The organism is Streptomyces sp. NPDC048278, assembly GCF_040652195.1.
GTDB lineage: Bacteria > Actinomycetota > Actinomycetes > Streptomycetales > Streptomycetaceae > Streptomyces.
Genome location: NZ_JBEZLP010000054.1, coordinates 1 through 26,671 on the forward strand (window position 1 = coordinate 1; position 26,671 = coordinate 26,671).

Sequence of the window (26,671 nt, forward strand, 5' to 3'; positions counted from 1 at the left end):
CAGGTACAGCGCCGCGGCGTTCAGCGCGAGGATCAGCCCCGGCTGCAACGGCACCAGTTCCACCAGCCGCGCCTGCTGCGGCGCCTGGTACATCTGGCTGAAGAACGCCCAGAACGCGAAGAAGACCACCCCGGGCGCGGAGTGCGGAGCGACCAGCAGCAGCACGAACCCGAGCGCGAGCCCGAGCACCGCGACGCTCACCGTGCGCCCGCCGCCCAGCCGCTCGGCGATCCGCGGCGCGCACGCGTTGCCCGCCACCCCGATGACGCCGAAGGCGAGCAGGGTGAGCGAGATCAGCCCGGAGGACGCGCCGAAGCGGTCCTTCAGGTAGGCGCCCGCGATGCCGTAGACGGTGAACTGGGCGGCCATGAACAGCAGCGTCGTGGTGACCGTCGCCGCGGTGGCAGGCGTGCGCATCGCCTCGCGGTAGGCGCCGACGGTCGGCGGTTCGCCGGCCGGGATCTCCGGGACGAACACCAGGACCGCGACGAACGAGAGCGCGGACAGCGCGGCCACCCCGAGCAGTGCAGGGCGCCAGCCCAGCGAGCCGCCGAGGAACGAGGCGAGCGGGACGCCGAGCACCGCGGCGGCCGTCATGCCGCCGAACACCGTGGCGAGGGCCCGCTGCCGGCGCTCGGGCGGCACGATCAGCGCGCCGGCCGCCGAGGCGCCGGGCCCGAAGACCGCGGCCCCCATCGCGCCGAGCACCCGGGTGACGGTGAGGAAGCCGTAGTTCGGCGCGAGGGCGCCGAGCGCCGCGCCGACGGTGAGCAGGCCGATGCCCACGAGCAGCACCCGCTTGCGGTTCCACCGGCGCAGCAGGATGGGGGCGGTGGGTGCGCAGACCGCGAAGGTCAGCGCGAAGACGGTGACCAGGATGCCCACCGTGGCCGGCTGGACGTGCAGGTCGTCGCCGATCGGGCCGTTCAGGCCGACGACCGCCAGCGAGATCGTCCCGAGGCTGAAGTAGCCAAGTGACAGGGAGAGCAGGCCGGGTAGGGCGCTGCGGGACGGCATCAAGCCACCTCCTCTTCCTCTTCGTCATCGGTGCCGGAAAGGCGGGAGCCGGAAGGTTCCATACAGCGAACCTAGAAACGCTCCGCGTCCCGCCGAGACCGCTCCGGAAGGCCGTCGGGCACTCCCCCAGGTCCCTCGCCCTACTACGTCAGGTCGCCGCAGGACCGCCGCCGGGCCGCCGGCGGACCGCCTCGGGGCCGCCGTCACGCCGTCCCGAACGCCCGGTTGCGCAGGATCAGCGGCACCTGCCGGCCGGTGCTGATCAGCCAGTGCTCGACGGCGTTGACCAGCAGGAGCAGCACGGTGGTGACGGCGAGGGTGGCCACGCCCGGGAGCCGCCAGAACGGCAGGGCGAGGGCGAGCAGGGCGAGGCCGCAGTAGAACCGGGTGGCGGACGCGGCGCCGAACATGCGGCGGCGGGTGTAGCAGAACGCCAGCATGAAGAGGGCGGCGCCGGACGGCAGCAGGGCGGCGCTCAGCCCGTCCGGGGTGTGCAGGGGGTGGCGGACGGTGCGGGTGGCGCCGACGGAGACCAGCAACAGCCCGACGACCAGGACGAGATGGCCGTAGCTGAGCACGTCGCGGACGACGACGGACGGGGTCGGGTGGGTGCGCAGGGCGTGCGCGACGGCCGAGGCCACCAGGTGGAAGTAGAGCCACCACAGGGCGCAGCCGACCAGGAACGCGAGGACGAGGGCGGTGAGTTCGGCCGGGGCGAGGGTGCCGGTGGCCGCGCCGGCGCCGACGGCGAAGACGTTCTCGCCGAGGGCGATCATCACGAACAGGCCGAACCGCTCGGGCAGATGGTTGACGCCGAACGCCAACTGGCGCAGGTGGCCGCTGAGTACGACGGGCGCGACGACCTCGGCCAGGACGGCGCAGGCCCAGCAGACCTCGCGCCAGGGTGCCGGCACGGTTGCGCAGGCGAACAGGACCAGGGCGAAGGCGAGTCCGGCCCGGTAGGGGTGGATGGTGTAGAGGGCGCACTCCTTGCGGATCGCCTCCCCGATCAGCAGGCGCAGGGCGAGGTAGCTTCCGGAGTACAGCAGGGCCGCCTCACGGTCCTCCAGGGCGAGCGGGGCGGCCACGGCCATGCCGTAGACGGCGAGCGCGGTCAGCAGCAGGAACACCCTCTGGAGGTTGGTCTCCAGCACGGCGTTCATCGCCATGACCACGTCCACCCAGGCCCACCAGAGCGGGACCAGCACGAGCAGGCATTCGCCCAGCACCGGCCAGCTCGGGTGCACGGCCATCGGGTGGGCGACCTGGCCCACGCCGAACGCGAGGACCAGGTCGAAGAAGAGCTCCGCCCAGGTGGTGCGGTCACGCGCCGGAACGGCAGGAACGGTCGTCGTCGCTGCGGTTGCGTCGGTCATTTCTGTATGGGGACACGGCCCCCGCCCGGCGCCCGCACGCGGTGGAAACCCGGCGCGCACTGCGGGAAGTCACGGCGCCTGATGTCGGAACTCGGCCGCCGGGACGGCCGGAACACGTCTCCCGGCTCAGCGCAGCTCCGCGACGTACCGGTCGGTGCCCGGCACGGTCGGCACGAACGGCGCGACCAGCTCCACCCGCCCGAGACCCGACCCGGCGACCTCCTCGTCCAGGCCGGTGAAGCGGTCGTCCCAGCACTCCCGCGGGTCGCTCTCCAGGAACCAGAGCAGGGTCAGCCGGGTGTCCACCCCCTCCACCTGTTTCACGTACGTCATCCGGTCGCCGGGCAGCGGGGTCGGCCGGAAGAGGGTCACCATGGCGGACGGTGAACCCGCCAGCTTCTTCGGCAGGTGCCGTCCGCGCAACCACTCCACCAGTTCGGCCCGTTGCTCCGCCGAATCGCTGTCGAGGACCTCCACCACCAGTCCCGCGTAGGGGTGGTCGAGGGCGTGGAAGTCGCGCGGCCCGGCGGCCCCGTCCCGGTACACGGTGGCCTCGTGGTCCTGGAACGCCGTGAAGACGTGGGTGCGGTCCTGGTAGACCCGGGCGTCCCGGTTCAGCCGCCTGTTGATGGCAACCGTCCACTTCATGTGGTCGGCGTAGCGGCCGTCGGTGATCCAGTACGTGGAGATGTAGCACCCGGCGGTCACCGGCTGGGCGACGGCCGACTTCTCGGGGTAGCGCAGGAGTTGCAGGTCCCGGGTGGCGACCCAGCGGCGCCCGGCGTACATCCAGGGCATGGCCATCGCGCCCGCGTAGTAGTGGTCGTCCTCGTACCAGCGGTTGTACGCGTACTCGTGCCCGGGGTGCGGTTCGACCATGGTGATGAGGGCGTGGCCCGGGTGGACGCCGTACGGGCCCACGGCGGCGAGTTCGGCGTAGACGTCACTGCGGGTGTCGTCGCTCATGCGGTTCCCCTTTCCGGTGGTCGCCCATACTCTGACGCTCCGTCAGATAAAGCGCCAGGGTTCAGGAGGCTTCCATGTCGCTGCTCGCGGGCAAGACCGTCGTCGTCTCGGGAGTCGGCGCCGGGCTCGGGCACCAGGTCGCGGCGGCCGTCGTACGGGACGGCGGGAACGCGGTGCTGGGTGCGCGGACCGAGGCGAACCTCGCGAAGAGCGCGGCCGGGATCGATCCGGAGGGCACCAGGACCGCGTACCTGCCCACCGACATCACCGACGAGGGGCAGTGCGCGGCGCTGGCCGCGCTGGCCCGGGAGCGGTTCGGCGGGATCGACGCGGTGGTCCAGGTGGCCGCGTGGGACTCCTACTTCGGCGGGGTCGAGGACGCCGACTTCGCCACCTGGGCCTCGGTGATCGACGTGAACCTGCTGGGGACGCTGCGGATGACCCGGGCGTGCCTGCCGGGGATGAGGGCGGCGGGCGGCGGTTCGGTCGTCTTCATCGGGACGCAGTCGGCGGTCGCCGCGCCCTCGCAGGTCCGGCAGGCCGCGTACGCCGCCTCCAAGGGGGCGCTGACCAGCGCGATGTACTCGCTGGCCCGGGAGCTGGGACCGCACCGGATCCGGGTCAACACCGTGCTGCCGGGCTGGATGTGGGGGCCGCCGGTGCAGGCGTACGTCCAGTTCACCGCGCACACGGAAGGGGTGCCGGAGGACGAGGTGCTGGGCCGGCTGACCGGGCGGATGGCGCTGCCGGAGCTGGCGACGGACGGGGACGTGGCGGACGCGGCGGTGTTCCTGGCGTCGGACCGGGCACGGGCCATCACGGGCCAGTCGCTGCTGGTCAACGCGGGGGAGCTGATGCGCTGAGGGGCGATTTCCGGACCATCACGGGGTTCATATTCATGAACCAAGGTCAGGAAGACGAACGATTTTACTTTCCCTTGACCTTACGCCCGCTTGTCGTGCCCTCGTAAAGGAACCCACGATGAGCGGGCACTTCGCGGCCTTCCCCGTCCCCGCTCCGCTTATGCGAAGTGCCAGCCAGCTGAGCGGAGTTCAGTAGGCGGACCCTGGAAGGGGGGCGCATGAACGGGCTCGACTGGGCCGTGCTCATCGGCTACTTCGGTGTGATGGTCGCGATCGGCGTCTGGTCGCACAAACGCGTGGACAACGTCAGTGACTTCTTCACCGCGGGCGGCAAGATGCCCTGGTGGCTGTCCGGCATCTCGCACCACATGTCGGGCTACAGCGCGGTGATGTTCACCGGGTACGCGGGCATCGCCTACACCTACGGCGTGACCTCGTTCGTCACCTGGTCCTTCCCGATCGCGCTGGGCATCGCGATCGGCTCGAAACTCTTCGCCCCGCGCGTCAACCGCCTGCGCTCCCGCCTGCACGTGGCGTCCCCGCTCGAATACCTGAAGAACCGGTACAACCTCTCCACCCAGCAGGCCCTCGCCTGGTCCGGCATGCTGCTGAAGATCGTGGACGTGGCCGCGAAGTGGGCGGCGATCGCCACCCTGCTGTCGGTGTTCACCGGGGTCTCCCTCAACCAGGGCATCCTGATCACCGGCGCGATCACCGCCGTCTACTGCACGATCGGCGGCCTGTGGGCGGACGCGCTCACCGAGCTCGGCCAGTTCGTCATCCAGCTCCTGGCCGGCATCTCGATGTTCGTGGCCGTCGTCCTCAAGCTGAACGACAAGGGCATCGGCTTCTTCGACGCCTGGAACCAGCCGGCCCTGCACGGCCACGGCAAGCCGCTCGTCGGCCCCTACGGCACGGTCTTCCTCCTCGCCTTCCTCTTCATCAAGCTCTTCGAGTACAACGGCGGCATGCTCAACCAGGCCCAGCGCTACATGGCGACGGGCAGCCCGAAGGAGGCCGAGCGCAGCGCCCGCCTGTCCGCCGCCCTCTGGCTGGTCTGGCCGGTCGTCCTCTTCTTCCCGATGTGGATGTCGCCGCTCCTGGTCCACGCCCAGAAGCCGGACGGCTCCGACTCCTACGGCCTGATGACCGAACAGCTCCTCCCGCACGGCCTGCTGGGCCTGGTCATCGTCGGCTTCTTCTCCCACACGATGGCGATGTGCTCCTCCGACGCCAACGCGATCGCGGCCGTCTTCACCCGTGACGTGGCCCCGGTCGTCTCGCAGCGGGCGCGGGCGTGGAACGAACGCTCCGGCCTGATCGCGGCCCGCGTCACCACGGTCGTCTTCCTCGGCCTGTCCATGACGGTGGCCACCCAGATCAACTCCCCCACCTTCAAGGACATCATCACCGTGGTCATCAAGTGGGTGGCCGGTCTGATGGGCCCGATCGCGATCCCGATGATGCTGGGCCTGCTCCGCCCCTTCCGCCGCTCCGGCCCCACGGCCGCGCTCACCAGCTGGGCGGCCGGCCTGTTCGCCTTCTGGCTGGTCAACTACCCGATCAACTGGAACGTGGACGGCGGCGTCCCCCTCCAGTACCAGGTCTCGGTCCCGCTGGCCGTCTCCCTGGTCCTCTACATCCTCATCGGCTACCTGAAGCCGGAGGACACCCCGGAACGCCTCGCGGTCATCGAGACCGTGAACACGGACGGCGACAGCACGGCCGCGGCGATCCCGGTCCCGGCCCAGGCACCGGCGGGCGGCGGCGACACGCTGGAGTCACCGGCCAAGGACTGACCGACTCCACCGGGACGGCGTCATCCCGTCACGTCTCACGTCGAGGTACAGCAGCCCCCGCCTGGCGCCTCGGGAACGTCGTCCCGGAAGCCGATCCGGCTTCGGCCGGCAGGGGGACTCCGGGGAGCCATCGTGACTAATCAGCTCATATGCCTGGTGCGTCGTGATGGTTCCCCAGCGGAGGTTCCTTAGCGTGGCGTGCACCACGCAGGGCCCGGCCCCGGTGCCCGTCCTGCTCCTGCACGGACCACGGAAGGAAGACAGTGAGCGTGAAAGCCTGCTTCGGGGGGACGCGGAAGACGGTGCTCGGGGTCACGGCGCTGCTCGCGGTCGCCGTCTCGGCGGTCCCGGGATCGGCCGCCGCCACCGACGGGGAACGGGGAAACCCCGACCACTGGGGTGTCATCACCCGCAACACGATCGGCTCTCCCGTGGCCGCGCTGCGGACCGGCCCGTTCGGCTCGTTCGGCGTACCGTTGCCCGCCGCGCGACCGCCCTACGGACGCGGCAGCCTCGGCATCGAGGTGGCGAGCAACTCCACCAACCTCACTCCGCCCAGCGAGGCCGTCCACTTCGGCAACGAGATCGACTTCTACGGCAATCCGGTCCTCGGACTGCGCGAGGTCGGTTTCCACGTCTTCCAGACCGGCGAGAACGTCTCCTACGGCGGCGCCGCCAACCTCCCGAACATCAAGTTCGAGATCAACCCGAACCTCGGAGCGAACGCCACCACCTACTCCTCGATGGTGTGGAATCCGCCTCCCCTGGCAACGGCCCAGCTGAACCGGTGGAGCCCCTACCTCGACGCCACCACGACCGGCACCTGGTTCCTCACCGGGAGCGCGGGAACCACGACCGGCTGCAACCTGACCACCCAGTGCACCTTCCAGAACCTGCTGTCCGCGCTCAATGACGGCGGCGCCGAGCCGGTCATCTACACCGCCGGGGTGAGCAAGGGCCGCGACAACATGTGGATCGGGGCCGTCGACGGCCTGCGGATCAACCGCACCGTCTACGACTTCGAAGCCGACGGGGTCAGAATCCGCCGCGCCCCCTGAGCGGAACAGCCGGCACCCGGCAGGCGGCACCCGGCAGGCGCTAACGCGGGTAGCGCGCCAGCCACCCCGGTGACGCGCCCACCGGGCTGTGCAGGGCCGGTCCCTGGGTCATCTCCATCGCGAAGTCGTCGGCGAGTTCGAGGACGGTCTGGCGGCCCTCCACTTCGGTCACCCAGGCCGGCGGGAGGGCCGTCTCGCCGTGCAGGGCACCGAGCAGGCCGCCGGTGAGGGCGCCGGCGACGGCGGAGGGACCGGCCTGGTTGACGGCGAGGCACAGCCCGTGGCGTACGTCCTCGCCGACGAGCGCGCAGTACACCGCCGCGGCCAGCATCCCGTCCGCAGCCCCGTCCCCGGTCAGCTCCTCGACCCGGGCCGGCGAGGGCATCCCCTGCCGTACGGCGCCGAGCGCGTGCTGGAGCGCGTCGGAGACGGGCTGGTGGCCGGGCCGGGCCGCGAGCAGGGCCAGCGCCCGCTGCACGGCGCCGTCCAGCGAGTCCCCCCGGGCCAGCGCGTGCACGATCACCGCGTACGCGCCCGCCGACAGGCAGGCGGTCGGATGCCCGTGCGTCTGCGCCGCGCACTCCACCGCCAGCTGTACGACGAGCTGCGGCTCCCAGCCGACGAGCAGCCCGAACGGAGCCGACCGGGCGACGGCCTCCGGCCCCATGTCGTCCGGGTTCTTCGGCGCCTCCAGCGTCCCCATCCGCTCGTCCCCGAGCCCGAGCAGCAGCGCGCGGGTGGGTTCCCGGCGCGCGTACAGCCACTCCTCCCGGGCGAGCCACCCGTCCTCCGCCCGCCGCTCGTCCGGCCCCCAGTCCCGCTGGGTGGCCGCCCACCGCAGATAGGCCCGGTGCAGGTCGGTGGGCGGATGCCAGGCTCCCGTGTCCCTGCGCACCTGGGCTCTTATCAACCCGTCCACGGTGAAGAGGGTGAGCTGCGTGTGATGGGTCACGGTCCCGCGACGCCCGTACCCGAACCCGAGGTCGACCAGCCCCTCCGGCCCGTAGGCCGCCCGTATCTCCTCCAGCGTCAGCCCGTCCACGGGCCCGCCGAGCGCGTCCCCCACGGCCGTACCGAGGAGCGTCCCGCGCACCCGGCTCCGGAAGTCCTGCTGCTCGACCCGGCCCCAGACGGCACCCAACGTCGCACTCACCACCATGACCTCCTCACGGGCACCGTCCGTACATACGAGCGCTCAGCACTGTAATCGACCGGGAACGGTCCGTTCAGAGGACAGTTAGGTATGCGAAGTGTGGGTTGTGTGGCCCCGAGTGGGCGGCTTTCGGCCAGGTAAGGACGGTCAGGACGAAAAAGGGGTCAGTCGTGCCACGTGATGTTGCAGACGTAGACGCACTCGTGGCGTGGTACCGGCAGAAAGCTCATGAACCCGCGCCCACCGAAGAGGTCGGACTGACTCAGCCCACCCTCTCGGGAGCCGCCGGGTCATGGGCCGTCACGTCCCGGTGCCAGCTCGGCCCACACGACCTTGCATCCGGCCGGGGCCGGGTCCACGCCCCAACGCTCCGTATACGCCTCGACGATCAGCAGACCGCGCCCCGACTCCGCGTCGGCGGCCACCGGGGCGTGGACGCACGGCACTCGGTCGCCCCGGGCGTCGGTCACCTCGATACGGAGGGCTCCGCCGGGATGCAGCCGCAGCCCCAGCCGGAAGTCCCGTCCCGCGACGCGTCCGTGCAGCACGGCGTTGGACGCCAGCTCGGCCACGACCCGTGTCGCGGACTCGTGCGACAGCCCCCAGTCGTCCAGTTGGCGTTCCGTGAGCAGTCGCGCCAGCCGGGCGCCTCTGCGGGTCGCGGACAGCTGGACCGTGAAGTGGCGCGTGAGGGATTTCTGGGTCATGTCACCCAGCGTGGTCAACCCTCCCTACTCTGAACAGTGATGAACCCGGCACAGAGCGTGACTGTCCGGGCGTCGGGCGATGCCGTACGGGTGGTACGTCGGAGGGAGCGGGCGTGGAGGACGAGGAGGCCGAGGCCGTACTCAGGGCGGTCGGGCGGCAGATCAAGGTGTGGCGGGAGGCCGCCGGGATGCGGCAGGCGGAACTCGGTGCGGTCATCGGGTACAGCGAGGAGATGGTGTCCGCGGTGGAGCGGGGGCGCCGGATCCCCAAGCCGGACTTCCTGGAGAAGGCGGACGAGGTGCTGGGGGCCGGCGGGAAGCTCGCGTCCATGAAGGAGGACGTGGAGAGGGCTCGGTATCCGAAGAAGGTTCGGGATCTGGCCAAGCTGGAAGACGAGGCGGTCGAACTCGGGGCGTACGCCAACCACAACATGCACGGCCTGCTCCAGACGGAGGAGTACGCGAGGGCGCTGTTCGCCATGCGGCGGCCCGCATACCCGGAGGATGAGCTGGGACGTCAGGTCGCCGCCCGTATGGCACGCCGCCGCGTCTTCGAACGGGTGCCCCCGCCGCTCCTCACCTTCGTCCAGGAAGAGGTGACGCTACGTCGACCGGTCGGGGGGAGAATGGTGCTTCGCCACCAGCTCGAACATCTGCTGGAACTCGGTAAGTTGAGGAACGTGGAAATCCAGGTGATGCCCACGGACCGTGAGGACCACGCCGGCATGGCCGGTCCGATTCGGCTGCTCAAGCTCCAGGACGGCAAGACCCTCGGGCACTCCGAAGCCCAGCTGCACAGTCGTGTGATCAGTGATCCCCGGGAAGTCCAGATCCTGGATATGCGCTATGGAATGATCCGGGCGCAAGCTCTCCCGCCACGGGAGTCACGGGCCTTCATCGAGAAAGTGCTGGGAGAAGAAACATGACCCCCAACGCGCTGAACTGGTTCAAGAGCACCTACAGCAGCAACGACGGCCCGGACTGCGTCGAGATCGCGATAGCCCCCGCCACCGTCCACGTCCGTGACTCCAAGGACAAGGACAGGGCCACGCTCGCCTTCGCCGGCGCCTCTTGGGTCGGGTTCGTGCGGGAGATCTCCCGTCCGTGACCAGCGGTCTGGACGTGAGTGCTCTGGCGATCGATGTCACGATGACCGTCATGGCGTTCCTGGGCCTGTCCGGCGGATGATGCCGGACAGGCCGGTGGTCCCGGGAGGACTCAGCGCTTGAGCGTGAAGGTGAAGTCGTCGGAGAGCCTGCCGCTCAGCCGGACCGCCGAGACGAGCTTCCCCTCCGTGATCAGTCGCTCGACCCGGGCCCGCGAAAGGCCGCAACCGTCAGCGATCAGTCGTACCGGCCGGACGGGGATCGGCGCCGCGAAGTGGACCGAGACGTCGATCGCCTCGCGGTCCAGGTGATCCGATCCGCCGGTGTCGAGGCGCCATGCGTCGTCCCAGTCGAGGGCGATGCGGTTGTGGCGCCGCAGGAGCGGATCCTGGAGCAACTCGGCTGCCAGGTCCGGATCGTTGTCGTGCATCCGGTCCAGCAGTTCGGGCTGTACGGAGCGGACGTTCATCCGCTCCAGGACCGTGAGCTTCGCCGTGTCCCCGCAGGCGGTGCAGAGCATGAGGAGCCAGGCGTCGAGGAGTTTGTGGTGTGCGTTGACACGGAACTTGCCGTTCGCCCGGAATCGCTCGGACGCGCACGCGTGGCAGCGACGGAGAACGGTCGGCAGGCAGGTGGGCATGACCACCCAGCTATTGAGCACAGAAGTACACCGGTTTCAGTGAGAAATCCGCAGCAAAAAGGAGCGCGGCGCATATGCGCGACGCGCGACAGATCAGCTCTCGGGAGGTCTCACACGGTGTACAACAGCACGTCCTTGCCTGGACGACTTGGCTGGGCAGCACGGTAACGGCGCACGGTGGCGCTGCTCCACCGGTTTTCGAACGCCGTCACGTGATCGGTCCGCCGGGCAGGCGCTGGTCCCCCTCGTCGAGCCGGAGCCGTATCCGGGCCCGCGTCTCCCTCGCCCACTCGAAGTCGGGGTCCAGCTCGATGGCCCGGTCGAGGTCGGTCAACGCCTCCTCAGTGCGGCCCAGTTCGTGGAGGGCCGCGCCCCGGCCGGCGAGGGCGGACGGGTAGTCGGGGAGCAGGGCGACGGCCCGGGTGAGTTCGGTGACCGCGTCCGCGAAGCGGCCCGCGCGGCGGTAGGCGTCGCCGCGCTCGGAGGCGAGCCAGGCTCGGTCGGGCGCGCGCCGGACCGCCTCGTCGAGGTCGGCGAAGGCCTCGGCCCACTCCCCCCGGGCGCCGCGCAGTCGTGACCTGCGCACCCGCGCCCACAGATGCCCCGGGTTGAGACTCAGCGCGCGGTCGAAATCGGTGAGGGCCGCGTCGTACTGCCCCACCGCGTGTCGGCACACCCCTCGCGAGGCCAGGGTGCTCGCGTCGGCCGGTTCCAGGGCGACGGCCCGGTCGAGGTCGGCCAGCGCCTCGGTGAACCGGCCGGCCAGTCGGTGGGTCTCGCCCCGGGCCGCGATGAACAGCGCGGTGTCGGGGGCGAGTTCGTCCGCGCGGTCCAGGTCGGCGAGGGCGCCGTGCAGGTCGTGCAGGGCCCGGCGGCACAGGCCACGACCGTAGTGGGCCGTCGGCCGCTCCGGGTCCAGTTCGATCGCCCGGTCGTACTCGGCCAGGGAGCGGCCGAAGTCCCCGGCGTTGCGGAGTTCCCGGCCCCTGACGACATGTGCCAGCGCCCGGCCGGCGCTGTCCAGGTCGGGCCGGGTCAGCAGCAGGTCCATGGCCTCGGTCACGCCGTCGGTGAGGGCCCGGCCCAGGCGGCGGCCCCAGTCCCGTACGGCAGGGGCGTCGGCGGTGACGCCCGCTTCCGCCATCATGGCCGCCCAGCGGCGGCCGACCGCCGGATCCGCTACACAGGCCAGCAGGAAGGCGTTCAGCGCTATCGGCAGGGCGGTCTGCGGCCGGGCGCACAACCGGTGGTACGTCTCCTCAAGGAGGAGTTCGCGCCATGGCCGATGGTCCCATTCGGTGCCGGGGCGCAGGCCGTTCGCCGCCTCCTCGCGCCAGCCGCTGTAGGCCTCCGCGAGTCTCTCGTGCTCCCGTGTCCAGCCGCGTGGCGAGTGCCGTCGGCGCAGCCGGAGCATCGCGTCGCGGACCAGGTCGTGGTAGGTCAGCCGGTCGGGGCGCTCGGTCACAAACGGCAGGCGGCGCAGCCAGTCGTAGAGCGCGTCGGCGTCCTCGGCCGGGCAGTCCACGGCGGTCCGGAAGACGTCCAGGTCCAGGCGGCGGGGCAGGGCGCAGGCGAGGGCCACGGACCGGCGGGCCGGATCGGGCTCCCACTTCAGGAAGCGTTCCACGGCGGTGGCGCTGGGGTCGCCCACGTCGTCCGGGCCGGTGGGGCGCTGTTCGGCCAGGGCGGTGACGAGCACGGGCAGGCCGCCGGTGAGCCGCAGAACCTCGGCGACCACCGGCTCGTCCCGAACTCCCTTGTCCGCGAGCAACCCGCGGGCCTCCGCCTCCGTGAACGGGCCGAGCGGCAGGTCGGTCCTGAAGTCCGCGAAGCTGCCCCAGCGGGCCGTGTCGAAGGGGTGCTGGCCGGAGGTGACCACGACGACGTTGGCGGGTAGAGCGCCGTAGCGGTCGGTGGTCATCATGTCGTGCAGCCAGGGGTCGAGGAACGGGCCGGTGCGCTCGTAGGTGTCCAGGAGGAGGACGACCCAGGGGGCGGTGTCGGCCGCGCCGGCCAGTTCGCCGAGAAGCACCGGGGTCAGCACCATCTCGGGGGACAGCACCAGTTGGGCGTCCTCCTGACTGCGGAAGCGGGCCCGGAGCCGGTCGACACCCTCGGCGAGGCGGTCCGTGTCCAGGGCGACGGCGAAGGCACCGGCCACCGGGACCATCCCGAGTCCCACCTGCGCGGCCCGTGTCATCGCCAGGCTGCCCGCCGACGGCCCCTCCGGCTCCGCCGGACCGCCCATCACCAGGGCGGCCTCCGCCTCGTGCCGCCGCTCCCGGTGGGCGGCCAGGAGTCTCTCCAGCTCCTTGAAGCGCCGCCCCTGGGCGACGAACTGGCGTGCAATCGTCGCCATCGCCTCGGGCACGCTGCCCGCGCCCTCGTCGACGTACGCGGTCAGTGCCCCTGCCTCCCGGGCGACTTGCTCCAACTCCCGTACCAGAAAGGTCTTCCCGACCCCGGCGTCACCGTGCACGTGAAACAGGAACCGGTGCCGCTCGTCCTCGGGCGGCAGCGAGAGGTTGCGCCGGAACGCGGCCCGTTCCTCGGCCCGCCCGACGAACCCGGCCCTCCGGCGCCGCCCGATCAGCTCCTGCATCGACGGCCGCGTCGACCCCATCCACGCCTCCCCCGCAGTCGGCCCACGCCAAGTCTGGCAGAGGGTCCGGCGCCCGGACGGTCCCCATGGCGCTCGACTTCGGCACACGTATCGACTTCGGAATACGTTCCGAAGTGTCGGCGAGGATCTCTGTCCGACGACGGCCCGTCACGACCGGCAGCGCGAGGAGACGACGGACGTCACGGCCCGCCTGGCATGCTGCCCCCATGCCGATACCGCCCCCGCGCCCCGACGTGTCCGCCGAGACCCTCCGACCGTCCGTCGACGGCCTGCGGCTGCAAGCGTGTCGGGTGAGCCGGGAGGTTCGTGGGGGAGGGCGGATACTGACCGACGTCTCGGTCGAGGTCGGGCCCGGGCGGCTCACAGTGATCGCCGGGAGCAGCGGGGCGGGCAAGACCGTGCTGTTGCAGACGCTGGCGGGGCTGAGCGCGCCGAGCGGCGGCGAGGTGCTGCACGACGGGGCGCGTCCGGGGCCGCCCGGGCCGGACTTCGGGTTCGTCCCGCAGGACGACATCATCCACCGCGAGCTGCCGCTGCGCCGCACGCTGGTGTACGCGGCGGGGCTGCGGATGGAGCCGGGGACCTCCGCCGGGGACGTGGGCGACGCCGTCGACCGGGTGCTGGAGACGCTCGGGCTGGCGGACCGAGCGGAGATCCCGGTGCGGGCGCTGAGCGGCGGTGAGCGCAAACGGGCCAGTATCGCGGTCGAGTTGCTCACCCGTCCCCGGGTGCTCTTCCTCGACGAGCCGACGTCCGGGCTCGACCCGGTCACCGGCGCGGCCCTGCTGCGGACCCTGCGGACGCTCGCCGAGGACGGCACCACCGTCGTGCTGACCACGCATGTCCTCGCCGATCTGCTCCGCGCCGACCAGGTCGTGTTCCTCTCCGCCGGCGGCGAGGTCGCGTACGCGGGTGCGCCGGCCGCCCTGTTCGAGGCCTTCGGGGCCGACAGCGTGGAGGAGGTGTACGAGGCGGTGGCGGGCGGCGCGCGCGTGGAAGGGGCCGTGGCCGTGGAGGTCCCGGAGTTTCCTGATGCCGTGTCACCGAAGGCGCGGCCGAGGCGGGTCGGGGCCCTGCGTCAGTGGGCGCTGCTGACCCGGCGCGGTACCGCGCTGCTGCTGCACAACCGGCTCTCGGTGGCCGTCCTCGCGGGCTCGCCGGTGATGATCGTCGCGATGTTCGCGGTGCTGTTCCGGTCCGGCGCGTTCGATCCGGCGGCCCCGGATCCGGGCTCCTCGGCGATGATCATGTTCTGGATCGCGTTCGGCGCGTTCTTCTTCGGGCTGACCTACGGCCTGCTGCAGATCTGCACCGAGCTGCCGGTCCTGCGCCGGGAGTGGCTCGCGGGGCTGCGGATCGGCCCCTACGTCGCCTCGAAGCTGACGACCATGCTGCCGGTGCTCGCGGTCGCGGACGGGCTGTTGCTGCTGGTGCTGCGCGCCCTCGACCGGCTGCCCGCGGCCGGCTGGGACACGTACGGCTCGCTGTTCGCGTCGAGCGTGCTGGCCTCGGCCGCCGCCCTCGCGCTCGGGCTGCTCGCGTCGGCGGCCGTGTCGGAGCCGGGGCAGGCGACGCTGATGCTGCCGTTGCTCTGCTTCCCCCAGGTGCTGTTCTCGGGCGCCTTCGTGCCGGTGCCCCGGATGACGGTGGCCGGGAAGGCGATCAGCTGGGCGATGACCAATCGCTGGGCGTTCGAGGCGCTGGGCAGCGGGGTCGGTCTTGAGCCGCTGTGGCGGGCGGGCCGCTCACCGCTCGGTCCGCCGCTGCTGGCGTCGTACGGGGATTCGTTCGGGCATCCGGCGCAGCGCGGCTGGGTGATCCTGGCGGGCTTCACGCTGGTGTTCCTGGCCTGGACCTGGGGGGTCCTGCTGCGCAAGTGCCGGGACGGCGCGGAGCGGAGCCGGGCGGGGCGGTGAACCCCGGCGGGACGGGCGGGACGGCACCGGCTCAGCAGCTCTCCCGCGCGGCCAGCCCGGCAGCCGTCGGCACCCGGTCCCGGTAGGTCTCCGTCAGGAACGCGAGGAACGTCTCGATGTCCCGGGGCTGGGACGCCACGCCCAGGGAGACCCGGACGGCACCCGCCGACGGCAGCTCAAGCAGCTCCAAGTACTCCTCCAGTGACGCGACTTGGGTGCCGGCCGCCGAGCGCAGCCGGGTCAGTGGCAGGTCGAACGCCTCCTCTCCGGCGCCCGGATTGCAGAAGCAGCCCGTGCGCAGGGATATGCCGTGGGCGGCGCTGTCGCGCGTGACGACGCGTTCGTCGACGATCCGGCCGTCCGCCCCGAGCACGTTCAGCGCGACCGTGCCGCCGCGGTCCGCGTCCGTACCCTCCACGGCGGCGCGGTCGGTGCCGTCCGCCGCGGCGTAGTCGGTGCCGTCCGCCGCGGCGCGGTCGGTGCCGTACACGCGCACCAGCGGGGAGCCGTCGCTGTGCCGCAACGCCCGCAGGCCGGTGAGCAGTCGGGCGGTGAGCGCGGTGACGTGGGCGTGTACGCGGTCCATGCCGATGCCGTCGATCCAGGCGAGTCCGGCGGTCACGTCGGGCAGGGAGAGGAAGTTGACGGTGCCGTCCTCGAAGGCGGCCTCGTCGGCGGCGAGGACGTGCCACTCGGCCTGGGCGCTGACGGCATGGACGGTGCCGCCCGAGAACCACGGACGGCGCAGCCTGGCGAGGGCCGGCCGGCGGGCGATCAGGCTGCCGACGCCGGTGGGGTGCCCGAAGACCTTGTACCAGCTGACGGCGGTGAAGTCCGGGTGGTGGCGGCTCAGGTCCAGGACGTTGGTCGGCGCGAAGGCCGCCGCGTCCAGCAGCACGTCGTAGCCGTGCGCCTGGGCGGCGGCGATCCAGTCCAGCGAGTGCCGGACACCCGTGAAGTTGCTCTGCGCGGGATACGCGAACAGACCGCCGGTGCCCCCGCGGGGGCCGGCCGCGGACAGGGCGGCGAACAGCCGCCTCTCGTCGATGCGCAGACCGGGTACGTACACGGTCGCGGCTCCCCGTGCCCGCGCGTACTCCCGCAGCCCGTTGACCGAGTTGTGGTTGTCGAGCGACATCACGAGCCTGCTGCCCCGGCTGAACGGGTACGCCTCGCCGACCAGGCGCAGGGCGCCGGTGGCGTTGGACGTGAAGATCACGGTGTATTCATCGGGGTCGGCGTTGAAGTGGCGGAGCACCGCCTGCCGGGCCTCGGCCAGCAGGAGCCCGGAGGCGCGGGAGGCCGGGCTCTCGGAGTGCGGGTTGCCGAACAGTCCGCCGGTGATCCGCCGGGCGCTGCCCATGACGAGGGAGCGCGGCGGAAGTCCGGCACCGGTGTGGTCCAGGTAGGTGTGCCCGCCCTCGTCGAGATAGCCGAACTCGCGCGTCCGCAACTCCGCGAAGTCGTCGTCCACGAGGCCCCCTTCGCACTGCACGCTTCGCACGAGACATCGACCAAGGTACCCGTGTACGAGGGGTCGGCCACGGCGGCAGGCCGCGCGGCGACCCGTGAACAGGGGGTGTAAACAGCCGGGTTGGGGAAGGACGGTGGCATGTCCACCTCCCACGCGCCTCGTGCGCTCTCGCTTGCCGCTGCCGTTCTGACCGGAACGGTCGCTCTCTACATCGCCCTCGTCGCTTTCGGGAACATCACCGACTTCGGCACCAACCAGGCCTTCGTCCAGCACGTGCTGGCCATGGACACGACCTTCAAGGACGACGACCTGATGTGGCGGGCCGTCACGGACAAGGGACTGGAGAACACCGCCTACGTCCTCATCATCGTGTGGGAGACGCTGGCCGCGCTCGTGCTGATCGCCGGGACCGTGCTGTGGTTCCGGCGCGACGACGCGCGGGCGCGTCGGCTCTCCACCTACGGTCTGCTGATGCTCGTGCTGCTCTTCGGCGCCGGGTTCATCGGGATCGGCGGCGAGTGGTTCTCCATGTGGCAGTCCAAGACCTGGAACGGGCTGGACGCCGCGACCCGGGTCCTGGTGCTGACCGGGATCGCCCTGGTGGTGGTTCAGTTGACCCACTCGGACGATCAACACGCCGACGGCTGAGGCCTGTTCATTCGTGCGCCTCGACCAGTTCCTGGCTCCCGGTCACCGTGTCGTCGGCGTGCTCGGTCAGCCGGACCACCAGGAGATGGCCGGTGTCGGCCGGCGCGGTCACCGCGTACGCCCGGCCCCCGTTCAGTCCCGGCGCCTTGAAGACCACGCGGGACCCGAACGCCCCGGCGGCGCGATCGCACCCCAGGGCCTTGGTGCGGCCGAACGGGTCCCGGTCGTGGCCGCTGGCGTCGACCTCGTAGTCGACCTTCCGGTTGTCGGGTTTACTCTCGGTTCCGATGTTCATGGTGACCCACGCATGGACCGGCACATCCGTGCAGACGGCGATCTCGCTCACCGCTTCGGGGTCGGGATCGCCGTTGCCCACGGAGCACGCGGCCAGCGTGGCCAGCGCCCCGAGCACGGCGGCGGCCACCGTCACCGACCGGCGCGGGCGAACGAGTGGAACCATGAAGACCTCCCGGTACGTGAGCGGCACGGCACGCCGCACGGGAGGGAAGACGCCGTGGAGGGGCTGGGGGTTTCCGTTGCGACGCCTGACGACGGCGGGGCCGACGAACGCGACGGGCCACGGCTACTTGACGACGGTCACCTTGGTGTCCGGTTCCGTGCCGAACGTCCACAGGGCCGCGCCGTCCGCCTTGTGCATGCGGATGCCGCTGGTCTGCTTGCCGGCGGCGGGCGGCGGGGAGGAGCCGTCGACCGCGTTGGAGAAGGCGATCGACAGGCCCGACCCGGACGCGAAGTAGAGGACGTGCTCGATCTGGACGCCGTCCGAGCCGGTCGTCGCCGAGAGGGTCCTGCCGATGGTGTACGAGCCGGGCACGGGGCTCACCGTGCCCGGCCACACCGTGAAGGTGCGGGTCGCCTTGCCGCTCGCGTCGACGATCCACACCCGCTTGTCACCGACCGAGTAGACGATCCGGCGGCCGGAGCCGGAGGCCGCCGGTACCGCGGGGGCCTTCGTCGGGGCCGGTGACGCGGAGGAGTGGGCGCCCGCCGACGCGCTCGCCGACGGGCGGACCGTCGCGGCCGTGGGGTGGGGCCCCTTGTCGGCCTGGAGGGCGAGGAAGACGACGGCCGCCGTCGCCCCCGCCGTCAGACCGGTGACCCAGACCCAGGAGGGCAGCAGTCGGGCAGCCACGGGTACGCATCTCCTCCGCTGTGAGCGCAATGAGGCCCCCTGCTGCTTCGCACAGGGGTCGGATCATCGTACTGTGCGCCGCCCGTCCGCCCGACGGCTCAGTCCAGCACCGGCAGCAGCTCCGGCAGGTGCCCGTCGGAGGCCTCCGCCGCCCGCTGCCGCTCCTCGGGGACCGGCCCGTACAGCGTGGTACGCGGCCTGGCCGGGCGCCCGGCGGCCTCGGCCACGGCCACGAGGTCGCGGACCGACTTGTACGAGCCGTACGACGACCCCGCCATCCGCGAGATCGTCTCCTCCATCAGCGTCCCGCCCAGGTCGTTCGCACCCGAGCGGAGCATCTCCGCCGCACCCTCCGCGCCCAGTTTCACCCAGCTTGTCTGGATGTTCGGGATGTAGGGGTGGAGGAGGAGACGGGCCATCGCCGTCACCGCCCGGTTGTCGCGCATCGTCGGGCCGGGCCGGGAGATGCCGGCCAGGTAGACGGGCGCGTTGGTGTGGATGAAGGGCAGCGTCACGAACTCCGTGAAGCCGCCGGTGCGCTGCTGGATGCCGGCCAGGGTGCGCAGGTGGCCCAGCCAGTGCCGGGGCTGGTCGACATGGCCGTACATCATGGTGGAGGAGGAGCGGATGCCCAGCTCGTGCGCGGTGGTGACCACCTCGATCCAGGTGGCGGCGGGCAGCTTGCCCTTGGTGAGGATCCAGCGGACCTCGTCGTCGAGGATCTCGGCGGCGGTCCCCGGGATGGTGTCCAGGCCCGCCTCCTTCGCCGCCGTCAGCCACTCCCGGATCGACAGGCCGGTACGGGTCGCGCCGTTGACGACCTCCATCGGCGAGAAGGCGTGCACGTGCATGCCGGGGACGCGCTCCTTCACCGCCTTCGCGATGTCGAAGTAGGCGGTGCCGGGCAGGTCGGGGTGGATGCCGCCCTGCATGCAGACCTCGACCGCGCCGACGTCCCACGCCTGCTGGGCCCGGTCGGCGACCTGGTCCAGGGAGAGGGTGTAGGCGTCCGCGTCGGTGCGGCGCTGCGCGAAGGCGCAGAAACGGCAGCCGGTGTAGCAGACGTTGGTGAAGTTGATGTTGCGGGTGACGATGTAGGTGACGTCGTCGCCGACGGCCGACCTCCGCACGTCGTCGGCGATCCCGGTCAGCGCGTCGAGGGCCGGGCCGTCCGCGTGGAACAGGGCGAGGGCCTCGGCGTCCGTCAGCTTCGTGGGGTCGTCGGCGGCGGTCGCCAGGGCCGCGCGCACGTCCGTGTCGATGCGCTCCGGCGCCATCCCGGGGGCCGCCGCCTCCCGCAGCGCGCCCCAGTCGCCGTACACCTCGTCGAAGTCGTCGCGCCGGTCGGTCGTACGGCCCTCGGAGTCGATGGCGGTGTGCAGATCGGTACGGCCGCTCGCGACGAAGACCTCCTCCGGCTCCTGCCAGGGCCGCCCCTCGACCACCGCGTCCGGAACCGCGAGGCCCGTCTCCGGGTCGGCGAGCGCGGCCACGTGCGGGCGCAGCCGGGGGTCCAGCCAGGGCTCGCCCCTGCGGACGAACTCCGGGTACACACAGAGCCGTTCCCGCAGCTCGAAACCGGCCGCGGCCGACCTCCGGGCGAGTTCCTCGATCTGCGGCCAGGGGCGCTCGGGATTCACGTGGTCGATGGTGAGCGGGGAGACCCCGCCCCAGTCGTCGACACCGGCCGCGATCAGCCGCTCGTACTCCCCGGCGACCAGGTTCGGCGGCGCCTGGATGTTGCCGGCCGGCCCCATCACCAGCCGCGCCACCGCCACGGCGGCCACCAGCTCGTCCAGTTCGGCGTCCGGCATGCCGCGCATCGCCGTGTCCGGCTTGGCGCGGAAGTTCTGGATGATCAGTTCCTGGACCCCGTGGTACGACCGGGCCACGCGCCGCAGCGCGAAGAGGGACTCGGCCCGCTCCTCGTACGTCTCGCCGATGCCGATCAGGATCCCGGAGGTGAACGGCACGGAGGAGCGCCCGGCATCCTCCAGCACCCGCAGGCGCACGGCGGGCTCCTTGTCCGGGGAGCCGTGGTGCGGACCGCCGGGCTCGGACCAGAGCCGGGTCGCGGTCGTCTCCAGCATCATGCCCATGCTCGGCGCGACCGGCTTCAGCCGCTGGAAGTCCGTCCAGGACATCACCCCGGGGTTGAGGTGCGGCAGCAGGCCGGTCTCCTCCAGGATGCGGACGGAGACGGCCCGGACATAGGCGATCGTGTCGTCGTAACCGTGCGCGTCGAGCCACTCGCGCGCCTCCGGCCAGCGGTCCTCCGGCTTGTCGCCGAGGGTGATCAGGGCTTCCTTGCAGCCGAGGGCCGCGCCCTTGCGGGCGACGTCGAGGACCTCGTCCGGGGACATGAACATCCCGTGCCCGGCCCGGCGGAGCTTGCCGGGGACGGTGACGAACGTGCAGTAGTGGCACTTGTCGCGGCACAGGCGGGTGAGGGGGATGAAGACGCTCTTCGAGTACGTGATGACACCGGGCCGGCCGGCCTCTTCCAGCCCGGCGTCGCGGACCCGGGCGGCGGAGGCGGCGAGATCGGTCAGCGCCTCGCCACGCGCCTGGAGCAGGACGGCGGCCTCGGAGACGTCGAGGGCGACGCCGTCCCGGGCGCGTTTGAGGGCGCGACGCATGGAGTTCTCGGTGGGGCCGGTTCCGGGGGTCGCGGAAGTCGTCATTCTTTGAGCATACGTTCGGGTTCGGTGGGGTTGGTGGGGCGGCGGTGCGCTGCCGGGTGGCGGTGCGTCGTGGCTGGTCGCGCGGTTCCCCGCGCCCCTGAAAGCAAGGGGCGCGGGGAACTGCGCGAGCAACCACGCACGACCCGCACCCGCCCGCTCACAGGTACTCCCCGTACCCGTCCAGCACCCCCAGCACCTCCGCCTCCCCCGCCGGAGGCAACTGCACCACGACCTCCTCGATGCCCAACTCGGCATAGTGCGCGAGCTTTCCGGCGCTCGGGAACACCGCGTACGGCACCACCTGGAGCGCCTGCGGATCACGCCCCGCGTCGGCCCACACACCCCGCAGCACGGGCAACGACTCGGTCAGTCCACGCCCCCCGATCGGCATCCACCCGTCCCCGTACTCGGCGATGTGCGCGAACAGCTTCGGCCCCGCCGCCCCGCCGACCAGCGTGCGCGGCCCGGCGACCGGCCCGCGCGGCTTCTGCACGGGCTTGGGATACGCGGACGACGCCCGCACACTCCCGAACTCCCCCTCGTAGGCGGTCGGTTCCTCGGCCCACAGCGCCCGCATCAGGGCCATCCGGTCCCGGCCCAGCTCGCGCCGGGTCCGCCAGCGCACCCCGTGGTCCGCGGCCTCCTCGACGTTCCAGCCGAAGCCGACGCCGAGCGTGAAACGGCCGCCGGAGAGGTGGTCGAGGGTGGCGATCTGCTTGGCCAGGTCGATCGGGTCGTGCTGGGCGACCAGGGTGATGCCGGTGCCGAGGCCGAGGCGCTCGGTGACGGCGGCGGCCTGGCCGAGGGCGACGAAGGGGTCGAGGGTACGGCCGTACTCGCGGGGCAGGTCACCACCCGCCGGATACGGAGTGGTCCGTTCGACGGGGATGTGCGTGTGTTCGGGCAGGTACAGCCCGGCGAACCCGCGCGCCTCCAGCTCACGGGCGAGCCGGACGGGGGCGATGGTCTCGTCGGTGAGGAAGATCGTGACGGCTATACGCATGCCCCATCTGTACCGGGGGTGGCTCGATATGTCCATACCGACTGGTCGGCATCACACGCCCCGCCTTTCACAGGGCTATGCACAGGGCAGACGGATGTCTGTGGATTCCCTGTCCTTCCGTGGGAGTTCACGTCGGGAGGGGAGAGTGGGCGGCATGTGTGAGGACACGCACGGCATCGGCAGACGCGCGCTGATCGTGACGGGCGCGGCCACAGCCCTTACGTTGGGAAGCGTGAGCTTCGCGGCGGCGGACGGTCAGGACCAGGGGAGCCAGGAGACGGCGACCGTGAGCGGCACCCTGCCGCCCGGTTGCCCGGACTTCGTGTACGTACCGGTCGAAGTGCCCGCCGGGGTACGGGAACTCAAGGTCTCCTACACCTACGACAGGCCGAGCGTCCCGGCCGGCACCACGGGCAACGCGCTCGACATCGGCCTCTTCGACCAGCACGGCACCGAGCTGGGCGGCAAGGGCTTCCGGGGCTGGTCCGGCGGCGCCCGCACGGAGTTCTTCGTCCGCGCCGACGACGCGACCCCCGGCTACATCCCGGGCCCGGTCCACGCGGGCACGTGGTACGTCGCCCTCGGCCCGTACACGGTGGCCCCACAGGGCCTGTCGTACGAGCTGACGATCACCCTGACGTACGGCGAACCCGGCACCCCCGTCCGCCCGGTCTACCCGCCCTCCCGCGCCAAGGGCCGCGGCCGGGACTGGTACCGCGGCGACTGCCACCTGCACTCCTGGTACTCCGACGGCCGCCGCACCCCCGCCGAGATCGCGGCCCTCGCCCGCGCGGCCGGCCTGGACTTCATCAACTCCTCCGAGCACAACACGCACTCCGCGCACCCGCACTGGGCGGACCAGGCCGGCGACGACCTGCTGATCATGCTCGGCGAGGAGGTCACGACCCGGAACGGCCACGTCGTCGCCCTCGGCACCGACCCGGGCACCTTCGTCGACTGGCGCTACCGGGCCCGCGACAACCGTTTCGGCCACTTCGCCCACCAGATCCACAAGGCCGGCGGCCTGGTCGTACCGGCCCACCCGCACGCCACCTGCGTCGGCTGCGCCTGGAAGTTCGGCTTCGGGGACGCGGACGCGGTCGAGGTGTGGAACGGGCCGTACACCCCCGACGACGAGGTGGCCCTCGCCGCCTGGGACGCCACGCTCGTCGCCTCGGTACGGAACAACCGGCAGTGGCTGCCCGGCATGGGCAACAGCGACGCCCACCGCGACCCGGACGCCGTCGGCTCACCCCAGACCGTCGTCCTCGCCGACGACCTGAGCCGCGAGGCGATCCAGGCGGGCCTGCGCGCGGGCCGCTCCTACATCGCCGAGTCGAAGAACGTGACGCTGAGCTTCACGGCGACGGGCGGTCGCGGCGAGCGGGCGGGCATCGGCGAACGCCTGGCGGTGGCCGCCGACAGCACGGTGACCGTCCGCCTCGATGCCTCCGGCGTCCCCCGCTGCACGGTCCGCTTCATCACCGACGAGGGCGTCCTGCTGACCAGCGACCCACTCCCGGTGACCGGCTCCGGCGTGGTCGAGTGGCAGACCACCCCGCAGTACGCCGCCTACGTCCGCGCGGAGATCCGCCACGAGACAGCAGCGGGCCCGATTCCCGGCGCCCTGGCGGCACTGACGAACCCGATCTTCCTGGGGCGGTGAGGCAGCACGCCGATTCCGGGTTGGTGGTCACCGGCGGCCACAACAGCGCCCCGTAAGGGGCGCGGGGTTGGTGATCGCCGGCGGCCACGACAGCGCCCCGTAAGGGGCCGGGGTTGGTGATCGCCGGCGGCCACGACAGCGCCCCGTAAGGGGCGCGGGGAACTGCGCGACCAGCCACGACGGCGCCGCAGCCGAAAGACGGCAGCGGCAGCGGCAGCTCGCGGCGCCTCCAAGCGGAGCGCTCAGCGACGCCGCTCTCCCGGCAGGGTGGCGGCCAGCTCGCCCACCTGGGCGACGTCATGCCACGTGCCGTCACCGCCGCCCCGGCACCACCACACCAGCGGCCCGGCGTCGTCCGTCGCCCCCCCGTACCAGTCGTCGGCGGTCCCCGCGGGCCGAGGGTGCATGCCGAGCCTGTGTTCCCCGCAGACCGGCCAGACCTGCCAGAGCAGTTCCACGACGGTCTCCTGCGCCGCGTCCGCGACCACGCTCAGCACGGTCATCTCGTCGTCCGGCTCCAGCGGGTCGCCCTCCTCGGGGTCGTACGCGTTCACCTGGTTGCCCTGCCAACGCCCGTCGGGCATCGCCACGTAGACCCGGCCCCTGTCGACTCCGCCCGAGGGCGGGGACTGCTGGGGCGGCTCGGCCAGCAGGATCAGCGGGTCCTGCCCGGGCAGGGTCGCCGTCAGATCGCGGTTGACCATGGCGAGCGCGGCCTCCAGCTTCGGCCACTCACCGGGCTCGACCGGCCTGGGTTCCGGGAGCCGCGGCCGGTCATGACCAGGACCGATGCGGGAGTACGAGAAGTGGTTCACCGGCGCATCGTCCCATCCGCGCCGAAACCCGCGTGCCCCGGCCGCCGGGCCTCTCTACGCTTCCCGTCATGGACAGCACCGGGGCCGCGGGGCTCGTCAACGTCGTGGACGTCGAGGCGACCTGCTGGGCGGGTTCCCCGCCGCCCGGCGAGGTCAGCGAGATCATCGAGGTCGGGCTGACCGTCGTCGACCTGGCGGCCGGTGAGCGCCTGGCCCGGCACCGGATCGTGGTGCGGCCCGCCCGGTCCACGGTGAGCGGGTTCTGCACGGAACTGACCGGCCTCACGCAGGCCGAGGTCGACCGGGGCGTCACCTTCGCCGAGGCGTGCCGGCTGCTGGCGGCCGGGCACGGCGCGGGCGCCCGGCCGTGGGCCAGCTGGGGCGACTACGACCGCAACCAGTTCACCCGGCAGTGCCGGGCCACCCGGACGCCCTACCCCTTCAACCGCCGCCACACCAACGCCAAGGCCGCCTTCACCGAGGCGTACGGCCTGCGCAAGCGCCCCGGCATGGCACAGGCCCTGGAGATCGCCGGGCTGCCGCTCGAAGGCCGGCACCACCGGGGCGAGGACGACGCCTGGAACATCGCGTCCCTCGTGCTCCACCTCTCCGCACGGGGCGAGTGGCCGACCACCCCGGCGGAACACCTCGGCCGAAAGAGCTGAGAGGGCCGAAAGGGCCGAAAGGGCCGAAGGAGCTGAAGGGGCTGCCATGAGCGAACCGGCGGAGCTCGCGGAGTGGGTCGCGCTGATCGACGCGTGCGTCGAGCCCGTCGCGAGGAGGCCGGTGGATCTCACCGACCCCGACTGGGCGCGGACGATGCGGGAGGCCCCGCACCCGCTGGACGAGGCGGGGATCCGCCCGGAGGCCGAGGCGGCCCTGCGGGACGTGCTCACCCGCTACGAGGAGGGCGACGACGCCACCCGGGCCGCCCTGCGCGCCCTCCTGGAGCGGTGTCCCCATTTCACCTGGGCGACGACCCTGCCCCTGGAGCCGACAACCGAGGGCTTCCGGCAACGGCTGCTGGAGGTATCGGTCGAGGACCAGGGCCAGGACACCCGGGACATGATGGTCGGCCTCCACGACCTGTGCGGCCGGGCCCGGGACGCCGGGGTCGACATCCGCCCGCTCCTCCTGGAGGTGGCCGGACTCTCCAGTGAGGTCGACAGGTACGGGATGGGTTCCACGCGGCACATCCTGCTCCGCGCGGCCGGACGGGAGCCCTGCGGGCTCTGGTGAGCCTGGGCAGGAAAGCGGGCCGCCTTTCACGGGAGGAGCGGTGACCCCGCCGTTCCCCCGCCGGCCAGGTCCGCGACGACCGCCCAGACCTCCTGGAGCCCGACCACGTCCGGCCGCAGCTCACGCAGGACCGCGAGGATCGCCTTCTGCCGTTCGGCCCAGGGCCCGAAGGGCCACCACAGGTTCCAGGTCACGATCCGCACGGGCCCGCCGTCTCTCGTCGGGGAAGCGTGAGGGACATTGAAAGGCATCACCGTCACGGCAGCACAGCAGAACGGGAGACCGAGGAACCATGTCCGACCGCAGATTCCGGGCCACCACCGCCTTCCAGCGGCACGTCGCCAACCCGTTGACCCGCCTGATGCCCTTCCAGACCCTGTTGGAGACCACCGGACGCGTCTCCGGGCAGCCGCGGCGGACGCCGCTGGGCGGGCGGCGGGTCGGGGACGCCTTCTGGCTGGTGTCGGAGTTCGGGACGAAGTCCCAGTACGTGCGGAACATCCAGGCCGACCCGCGGGTACGGGTACGGATCGGCGGGCGGTGGCACCACGGCACCGCCCACCTCCTGCCCGACGACGACCCGGTCGCCCGCCTGCGCACCCTGCCCAAGGGCAACAGCACCGCCGTCAGGGCACTGGGCACGCAGCTGCTGACGATCCGGGTCGACCTCACCTAAGCGAAAGCGCCCCGCACAGGAGCGCCCCGAAGGGGCGCGGGGAACTGCGCGACCGGCCACGACGGCGCCGCAGCCGCAGCCGGCCCAAC

At 71.9% G+C, this 26,671-nt stretch carries 24 protein-coding genes and 1 pseudogene; 11 read left to right on the forward strand and 14 right to left on the reverse strand.

The genetic code is table 11. The annotated features are described in order from the left end of the window. The 3 genes from AB0D74_RS47200 to AB0D74_RS47210 all read right to left on the reverse strand — a co-directional run. Window positions 1–1,017: MFS transporter (locus AB0D74_RS47200; protein ID WP_362601640.1), on the reverse strand; the 1,017-nt coding region annotated here is incomplete at its 3' end. Between the two features lie 203 nt (window positions 1,018–1,220). After that, window positions 1,221–2,393: a low temperature requirement protein A gene (locus AB0D74_RS47205; protein ID WP_362601643.1), complete on the reverse strand. Its 1,173-nt coding sequence runs from the start codon at window positions 2,391–2,393 to the stop codon at window positions 1,221–1,223. Window positions 2,394–2,519: 126 nt separating this feature from the next. Continuing rightward, window positions 2,520–3,359 (reverse strand): hypothetical protein, encoded by an 840-nt coding sequence (locus AB0D74_RS47210; RefSeq protein ID WP_362601646.1) that lies wholly within the window; start codon window positions 3,357–3,359, stop codon window positions 2,520–2,522. Between the two features lie 74 nt (window positions 3,360–3,433). On the opposite strand from AB0D74_RS47210, the gene AB0D74_RS47215 reads away from it, so the two are divergent. The 3 genes from AB0D74_RS47215 to AB0D74_RS47225 all read left to right on the forward strand — a co-directional run bounded on the left by AB0D74_RS47215 (window position 3,434) and on the right by AB0D74_RS47225 (window position 7,079). Further along, on the forward strand, window positions 3,434–4,222 hold the full coding sequence (locus AB0D74_RS47215; protein WP_362601649.1) for an SDR family oxidoreductase: 789 nt from the start codon (window positions 3,434–3,436) through the stop codon (window positions 4,220–4,222). 218 nt (window positions 4,223–4,440) lie between these two features. Then, a complete protein-coding gene (locus AB0D74_RS47220; RefSeq protein ID WP_362601652.1) occupies window positions 4,441–6,021 on the forward strand; it encodes a sodium:solute symporter family protein in 1,581 nt (526 codons plus the stop codon). Between the two features lie 263 nt (window positions 6,022–6,284). Next, window positions 6,285–7,079 carry a hypothetical protein gene (locus AB0D74_RS47225; RefSeq protein WP_362601655.1) on the forward strand — a complete coding sequence of 265 codons (795 nt, stop codon included), beginning with the start codon at window positions 6,285–6,287 and terminating at the stop codon, window positions 7,077–7,079. 40 nt (window positions 7,080–7,119) lie between these two features. Here the strand turns inward: AB0D74_RS47225 and AB0D74_RS47230 are convergent, their stop codons facing one another. Together AB0D74_RS47230 and AB0D74_RS47235 are read right to left on the reverse strand one after the other, a co-directional pair. Next, entirely contained in the window at window positions 7,120–8,232 is a 1,113-nt protein-coding gene (locus AB0D74_RS47230) for an ADP-ribosylglycohydrolase family protein (protein WP_362601658.1), read from the reverse strand. A 290-nt stretch (window positions 8,233–8,522) separates the two neighbouring features. Continuing rightward, window positions 8,523–8,939, reverse strand: coding sequence for an ATP-binding protein (locus AB0D74_RS47235; RefSeq protein ID WP_362601661.1), 417 nt, complete (start codon window positions 8,937–8,939; stop codon window positions 8,523–8,525). A 113-nt stretch (window positions 8,940–9,052) separates the two neighbouring features. Here AB0D74_RS47235 and AB0D74_RS47240 point away from each other — a divergent pair, with 113 nt between their 5' ends. Then, on the forward strand, window positions 9,053–9,865 hold the full coding sequence (locus AB0D74_RS47240) for a helix-turn-helix transcriptional regulator (protein WP_362601664.1): 813 nt from the start codon (window positions 9,053–9,055) through the stop codon (window positions 9,863–9,865). Then, window positions 9,862–10,047 carry a DUF397 domain-containing protein gene (locus AB0D74_RS47245; RefSeq protein WP_362601667.1) on the forward strand — a complete coding sequence of 62 codons (186 nt, stop codon included), beginning with the start codon at window positions 9,862–9,864 and terminating at the stop codon, window positions 10,045–10,047. The genes AB0D74_RS47240 and AB0D74_RS47245 overlap by 4 nt, the downstream gene beginning before the upstream one ends. A gap of 110 nt (window positions 10,048–10,157) precedes the next feature. On the opposite strand, the gene AB0D74_RS47250 is transcribed toward AB0D74_RS47245, so the two are convergent. Both AB0D74_RS47250 and AB0D74_RS47255 read right to left on the reverse strand, forming a co-directional pair. Beyond that, window positions 10,158–10,706: a DUF1062 domain-containing protein gene (locus AB0D74_RS47250; RefSeq protein ID WP_362601669.1), complete on the reverse strand. Its 549-nt coding sequence runs from the start codon at window positions 10,704–10,706 to the stop codon at window positions 10,158–10,160. 187 nt (window positions 10,707–10,893) lie between these two features. Continuing rightward, window positions 10,894–13,308 carry a tetratricopeptide repeat protein gene (locus AB0D74_RS47255; protein ID WP_362601672.1) on the reverse strand — a complete coding sequence of 805 codons (2,415 nt, stop codon included), beginning with the start codon at window positions 13,306–13,308 and terminating at the stop codon, window positions 10,894–10,896. A 206-nt stretch (window positions 13,309–13,514) separates the two neighbouring features. On the opposite strand from AB0D74_RS47255, the gene AB0D74_RS47260 reads away from it, so the two are divergent. Next, a complete protein-coding gene (locus AB0D74_RS47260; RefSeq protein ID WP_362601675.1) occupies window positions 13,515–15,224 on the forward strand; it encodes an ATP-binding cassette domain-containing protein in 1,710 nt (569 codons plus the stop codon). 31 nt (window positions 15,225–15,255) lie between these two features. On the opposite strand, the gene AB0D74_RS47265 is transcribed toward AB0D74_RS47260, so the two are convergent. Then, window positions 15,256–16,698, reverse strand: coding sequence for an aminotransferase class V-fold PLP-dependent enzyme (locus AB0D74_RS47265; RefSeq protein WP_362601678.1), 1,443 nt, complete (start codon window positions 16,696–16,698; stop codon window positions 15,256–15,258). A gap of 138 nt (window positions 16,699–16,836) precedes the next feature. Here AB0D74_RS47265 and AB0D74_RS47270 point away from each other — a divergent pair, with 138 nt between their 5' ends. Beyond that, window positions 16,837–17,346, forward strand: a complete 510-nt coding sequence (locus AB0D74_RS47270; protein ID WP_362601681.1) for a DUF2165 domain-containing protein — start codon at window positions 16,837–16,839, stop codon at window positions 17,344–17,346. A gap of 7 nt (window positions 17,347–17,353) precedes the next feature. Here the strand turns inward: AB0D74_RS47270 and AB0D74_RS47275 are convergent, their stop codons facing one another. The 4 genes from AB0D74_RS47275 to AB0D74_RS47290 form a co-directional block, all read right to left on the reverse strand. After that, window positions 17,354–17,806 carry a hypothetical protein gene (locus AB0D74_RS47275; RefSeq protein ID WP_362601684.1) on the reverse strand — a complete coding sequence of 151 codons (453 nt, stop codon included), beginning with the start codon at window positions 17,804–17,806 and terminating at the stop codon, window positions 17,354–17,356. Between the two features lie 123 nt (window positions 17,807–17,929). Further along, the gene (locus AB0D74_RS47280; protein ID WP_362601687.1) at window positions 17,930–18,499 is read right to left on the reverse strand and encodes a hypothetical protein; all 570 of its coding nucleotides are present in this window, start codon (window positions 18,497–18,499) and stop codon (window positions 17,930–17,932) included. A 98-nt stretch (window positions 18,500–18,597) separates the two neighbouring features. After that, a complete protein-coding gene (locus tag AB0D74_RS47285; protein WP_362601690.1) occupies window positions 18,598–21,183 on the reverse strand; it encodes a bifunctional FO biosynthesis protein CofGH in 2,586 nt (861 codons plus the stop codon). Between the two features lie 157 nt (window positions 21,184–21,340). Further along, entirely contained in the window at window positions 21,341–22,186 is an 846-nt protein-coding gene (locus tag AB0D74_RS47290; protein WP_362601693.1) for an LLM class F420-dependent oxidoreductase, read from the reverse strand. Window positions 22,187–22,340: 154 nt separating this feature from the next. Between AB0D74_RS47290 and AB0D74_RS47295 the strand changes: the two genes are divergently transcribed. Continuing rightward, window positions 22,341–23,852: a CehA/McbA family metallohydrolase gene (locus tag AB0D74_RS47295; protein ID WP_362601696.1), complete on the forward strand. Its 1,512-nt coding sequence runs from the start codon at window positions 22,341–22,343 to the stop codon at window positions 23,850–23,852. Between the two features lie 242 nt (window positions 23,853–24,094). Here AB0D74_RS47295 and AB0D74_RS47300 read toward each other — a convergent pair whose 3' ends face one another. Then, window positions 24,095–24,667: a hypothetical protein gene (locus AB0D74_RS47300; protein WP_362601699.1), complete on the reverse strand. Its 573-nt coding sequence runs from the start codon at window positions 24,665–24,667 to the stop codon at window positions 24,095–24,097. A 68-nt stretch (window positions 24,668–24,735) separates the two neighbouring features. On the opposite strand from AB0D74_RS47300, the gene AB0D74_RS47305 reads away from it, so the two are divergent. Then, entirely contained in the window at window positions 24,736–25,332 is a 597-nt protein-coding gene (locus AB0D74_RS47305; protein WP_362601701.1) for a 3'-5' exonuclease, read from the forward strand. A gap of 46 nt (window positions 25,333–25,378) precedes the next feature. Further along, a complete protein-coding gene (locus AB0D74_RS47310; protein WP_362601704.1) occupies window positions 25,379–25,906 on the forward strand; it encodes a hypothetical protein in 528 nt (175 codons plus the stop codon). 80 nt (window positions 25,907–25,986) lie between these two features. Here AB0D74_RS47310 and AB0D74_RS47315 read toward each other — a convergent pair. Then, window positions 25,987–26,157, reverse strand: a pseudogene (locus AB0D74_RS47315) (endonuclease/exonuclease/phosphatase family protein); the annotation flags it as partial. 41 nt (window positions 26,158–26,198) lie between these two features. Between AB0D74_RS47315 and AB0D74_RS47320 the strand changes: the two are divergent. After that, window positions 26,199–26,582, forward strand: a complete 384-nt coding sequence (locus AB0D74_RS47320; protein WP_362601707.1) for a nitroreductase/quinone reductase family protein — start codon at window positions 26,199–26,201, stop codon at window positions 26,580–26,582. Window positions 26,583–26,671 lie beyond the last annotated feature (89 nt).

Excerpts from the sequence above, each read along its gene's own strand:
- AB0D74_RS47235 (WP_362601661.1), bottom strand. The coding sequence starts at position 8,939 with ATGACCCAGAAATCCCTCACGCGCCACTTCACGGTCCAGCTGTCCGCG.
- AB0D74_RS47290 (WP_362601693.1), bottom strand. The coding sequence starts at position 22,186 with ATGCGTATAGCCGTCACGATCTTCCTCACCGACGAGACCATCGCCCCC.
- AB0D74_RS47210 (WP_362601646.1), bottom strand. The coding sequence starts at position 3,359 with ATGAGCGACGACACCCGCAGTGACGTCTACGCCGAACTCGCCGCCGTG.
- AB0D74_RS47260 (WP_362601675.1), top strand. The coding sequence starts at position 13,515 with ATGCCGATACCGCCCCCGCGCCCCGACGTGTCCGCCGAGACCCTCCGA.
- AB0D74_RS47295 (WP_362601696.1), top strand. The coding sequence starts at position 22,341 with ATGTGTGAGGACACGCACGGCATCGGCAGACGCGCGCTGATCGTGACG.
- AB0D74_RS47285 (WP_362601690.1), bottom strand. The coding sequence starts at position 21,183 with ATGACGACTTCCGCGACCCCCGGAACCGGCCCCACCGAGAACTCCATG.
- AB0D74_RS47245 (WP_362601667.1), top strand. The coding sequence starts at position 9,862 with ATGACCCCCAACGCGCTGAACTGGTTCAAGAGCACCTACAGCAGCAAC.
- AB0D74_RS47320 (WP_362601707.1), top strand. The coding sequence starts at position 26,199 with ATGTCCGACCGCAGATTCCGGGCCACCACCGCCTTCCAGCGGCACGTC.
- AB0D74_RS47305 (WP_362601701.1), top strand. The coding sequence starts at position 24,736 with ATGGACAGCACCGGGGCCGCGGGGCTCGTCAACGTCGTGGACGTCGAG.
- AB0D74_RS47220 (WP_362601652.1), top strand. The coding sequence starts at position 4,441 with ATGAACGGGCTCGACTGGGCCGTGCTCATCGGCTACTTCGGTGTGATG.
- AB0D74_RS47270 (WP_362601681.1), top strand. The coding sequence starts at position 16,837 with ATGTCCACCTCCCACGCGCCTCGTGCGCTCTCGCTTGCCGCTGCCGTT.
- AB0D74_RS47205 (WP_362601643.1), bottom strand. The coding sequence starts at position 2,393 with ATGACCGACGCAACCGCAGCGACGACGACCGTTCCTGCCGTTCCGGCG.
- AB0D74_RS47255 (WP_362601672.1), bottom strand. The coding sequence starts at position 13,308 with ATGGGGTCGACGCGGCCGTCGATGCAGGAGCTGATCGGGCGGCGCCGG.
- AB0D74_RS47275 (WP_362601684.1), bottom strand. The coding sequence starts at position 17,806 with ATGGTTCCACTCGTTCGCCCGCGCCGGTCGGTGACGGTGGCCGCCGCC.
- AB0D74_RS47310 (WP_362601704.1), top strand. The coding sequence starts at position 25,379 with ATGAGCGAACCGGCGGAGCTCGCGGAGTGGGTCGCGCTGATCGACGCG.
- AB0D74_RS47215 (WP_362601649.1), top strand. The coding sequence starts at position 3,434 with ATGTCGCTGCTCGCGGGCAAGACCGTCGTCGTCTCGGGAGTCGGCGCC.